The organism is Halohasta sp. A2 (genome assembly GCF_056175805.1).
The window spans coordinates 1-255 of sequence record NZ_JAQFWV010000282.1 but is presented as its reverse complement, the minus strand read 5'-3'; the positions used below and the strand labels follow the sequence as shown (position 1 = coordinate 255).

1 pseudogene is annotated in these 255 nt (G+C 51.8%); it reads left to right on the top strand.

The features are described 5' to 3' along the window. A pseudogene (locus tag O2S87_RS19145) lies at positions 1-255 on the top strand (transposase); the annotation flags it as partial.

Below are 255 nucleotides of genomic sequence, written 5' to 3'. Positions count from 1 at the left end.
CATCACCACTGACGGCCGCTCAGATTACCCAGAGATCGTCAAAGACGATCTCGATGCGTTCCACCATCGTTGTCGCTTTCACTTCATAAAAAACGGTGAGGAGAAGCTCCGGAAAACCGTTTTCCAGAGTGTTCGATACTCAAATACAGAGAAGCTACGCGGTGCAATTGTCTGGAGTGAGTTCAAGAGCGTCTTCGCTGCACCGTCTTACGAGGCAGGTCTCCGTCGGTTTGAGGCGGTGCTCGACAAGATCGA